This window comes from Nocardioides sp. (genome assembly GCF_035429765.1).
In the GTDB taxonomy this organism is placed as follows: domain Bacteria; phylum Actinomycetota; class Actinomycetes; order Propionibacteriales; family Nocardioidaceae; genus Nocardioides.
Genome location: NZ_DAOMFK010000117.1, coordinates 6762 through 9497, shown reverse-complemented (window position 1 = coordinate 9497; position 2736 = coordinate 6762). Strand labels below are relative to the sequence as shown.

2 protein-coding genes are annotated in these 2736 nt (G+C 69.7%); both read left to right on the top strand.

Annotated features, from left to right (window positions below; genetic code table 11):
• The first annotated feature begins 256 nt into the window (after positions 1-256).
• Positions 257-1564 carry an ISL3 family transposase gene (locus tag PLP61_RS11350; RefSeq protein WP_324502825.1) on the top strand — a complete coding sequence of 436 codons (1308 nt, stop codon included), beginning with the start codon at positions 257-259 and terminating at the stop codon, positions 1562-1564.
• A gap of 98 nt (positions 1565-1662) precedes the next feature.
• Positions 1663-2634 (top strand): type IV toxin-antitoxin system AbiEi family antitoxin, encoded by a 972-nt coding sequence (locus PLP61_RS11345; protein WP_502889035.1) that lies wholly within the window; start codon positions 1663-1665, stop codon positions 2632-2634.
• Positions 2635-2736 lie beyond the last annotated feature (102 nt).

Here is a 2736-nt window from a genome sequence, read left to right as displayed (position 1 = left end):
CCGACCGTCCGATGACGCTCGACAACGGCTACGGCGACTGGAACCTCCCCTTCGAGCAGTACGCCAAGGGCTCCGCCCTCCGCTGACCCGTCGCGGTTTTCCCGCCGACCCGTCGCGGTTTTCCAGCTGACCCGTCGCAGTTTTCCGGCTCTTCACAGTTGAGGGTGTAGTGCTGGTTGGCGCGTCGGTCCCGGGGTAGGCGTCGAGGTCTCCCGAGGATGGAGGTTCCTACGCCGCCCATCTGGAAGACCTCGACGTGTCTGACGCTACCTTTGCTTGCCCTGACCTGACCACGTTCTGCCGGCTCGATGAGCTGGGCCTGGAGGTGGTTGGGCAGCGGCTCGAGCCTGACCGGGCGGTGTTGGCGTGCCGGGTCGTCGAGCCCGATGCGTGGTGCCGCCGCTGCGGCTGCGAAGGGGCGCCCCGCGACACCGTGACCCGTCGGCTGGCGCACGAGCCGTTGGGCTGGCGGCCCACGACGCTGGTGGTCACGATCCGCCGGTACCGGTGCACCAACTGTGGGCACGTGTGGCGCCAAGACACCACCCGTGCCGCGGAGCCGCGTGCCAAGCTGTCGCGTCGGGGACTGCGGTGGGCGCTGGAAGGGATCGTGGGTCAACACCTGACCGTGGCCCGCGTCGCTGAGGGACTCGGGGTGGCCTGGAACACCGCCAACGACGCCGTGCTGGCCGAGGGCAAGCGGGTGCTGATCGAGGACCCCGGACGGCTCGACGGCGTCACCGCGATCGGGGTGGACGAGCACGTGTGGCGCCACACCCGCCGTGGCGACAAGTACGTCACCGTCATCATCGATTTGACCGGCATCCGCGACGGCACCGGCCCAGCCCGGCTGCTGGACATGGTCGAAGGCCGATCCAAGCAGGCGTTCAAACAATGGCTGGCCGAACGCGACCCCGCGTGGCGCGACGGGGTCGAGGTGGTCGCGATGGACGGGTTCACCGGCTTCAAGACCGCCGCCGCCGAGGAGCTGCCCGACGCGGTGCCGGTACTCGACCCCTTCCATGTCGTACGCCTGGCCGGCGACGCCCTCGATCAGTGCCGACGCCGGGTCCAGCAAGCCATCCACGGGCACCGCGGCTACCAGGGCGACCCGCTCTACTCCGCGCGACGGACCCTGCACACCGGCGCCGACCTGCTCACCGACAACCAGGCCGACCGGCTCACCACCCTCTTCGCCGATGACGCCCACGTCGAGGTCGAGGCCACCTGGGGCATCTACCAACGCCTGATCGCCGCCTACCGCGAACCCGACCGAGCCCGCGGCCGCGTGCTGATGGAGAAGGTCATCGCCTCGATCCGCAGCGGCGTCCCCTCGGCGCTCACCGAGCTCATCACCCTCGGCCGGACGTTGACCAAGCGCGCCGCCGACGTCCTGGCCTACTTCGACCGCCCCGGCACATCCAACGGACCCACCGAAGCCATCAACGGCAGGCTCGAACACCTCCGCGGTTCCGCCCTCGGGTTCCGCAACCTCACCAACTACATCGCAAGATCCCTACTCGAGACCGGCGGCTTCAGACCCCAACTACACCCTCGATCGTGAAGAGCCAGTTTTCCCCAGCGCACGGGATCGGGTGGGTTTTCCACAGCCTGAGCCTCTGTCGTCCCCAGGGGGTGGCCGACGGCGCCACCCTCGTGGTCATGACGCAGCCGCCGCCGCCTCCTCCTCCGTTCCCCGCGTACCCGCCGTGGTGGCTGCCGTCCGCTCCCGCCATTCCGCTCGCTCGACCGTTCGGACGGGCGGAGGCCTTGGACCTCGGGTTGACCGACAGGCTCCTCGGGCGCTTGAGCAGGAGCGGTTGCCTCGCCCATCCCCTCCCGGGCGTCTACCATGCCGCCCAGCTCTCCGACGGCCTGGACCTCCGGCTGCAGTGCCTACGCCTCGTCGTACCTCCTGACGCGGTAGTGACCGACCGGACGGCCGCCTGGCTGCTCGGAGCGCCTATGGCACTCGCTCCGGGGGACCACCTCGTGGTCCCTCGCGTCTCGATCTACCGCCCGCCCGGATACCGGCTTCGCAACAAGCTGGTCGACAGTGGCGAGCGGATGCTGCCCGAGGCCGACGTGATGGAGATCGGGGGGATTCTGGTCACCAAGCCGCTTCGTACCGCCTGTGACGTGGGTCGGCTGCTCCACCGCGACCAGGCCTTCGCCGCCATGGACTGCGTGATCCGTGCTGCCGGCTTCTCGGTGGCCGAGCTGGTGGCTCACGTGGAACGGTTCAGGTGCTACCGGGGGGTCGTTCAGCTTCGAGAGCTCGCACCCGAGGTCGACCCACGGTCAGAGTCACCGGGCGAGAGCATCCTGCGACGTCGCTGGCGCGACTGCGCGGTGCTGCCTGTGCCGGAGCTGCAGATCCCGGTCGAGGGGCCGGACGGCGTCTGCTTCCTCGATCTCGGCCTCCCGGAGCTGCGGTACGCGGCGGAGTACGACGGCCTCGAGTGGCACGGACCTGAGCGGCAGCGGCACGACACCAGACGTCGGGAGTGGATCAGCCGGCACGGTTCCTACGCCATCGACGTGTTCACCGCGGGGAGCGTCCACGGTCCCGCGCAGGACGCCACCGAGCGATTGGTGCGGGGGATCCTTGCTGCGATGCGGCGACGCGGGTAGACCCCCCACACGCTCCCGCCTGGTGAAACAGCGACGGGTCGGCGGTCAAACAGCGACGGGTCGGCGGTCAAACAGCGACGGGTCGGCGGTCAAACAGCGACG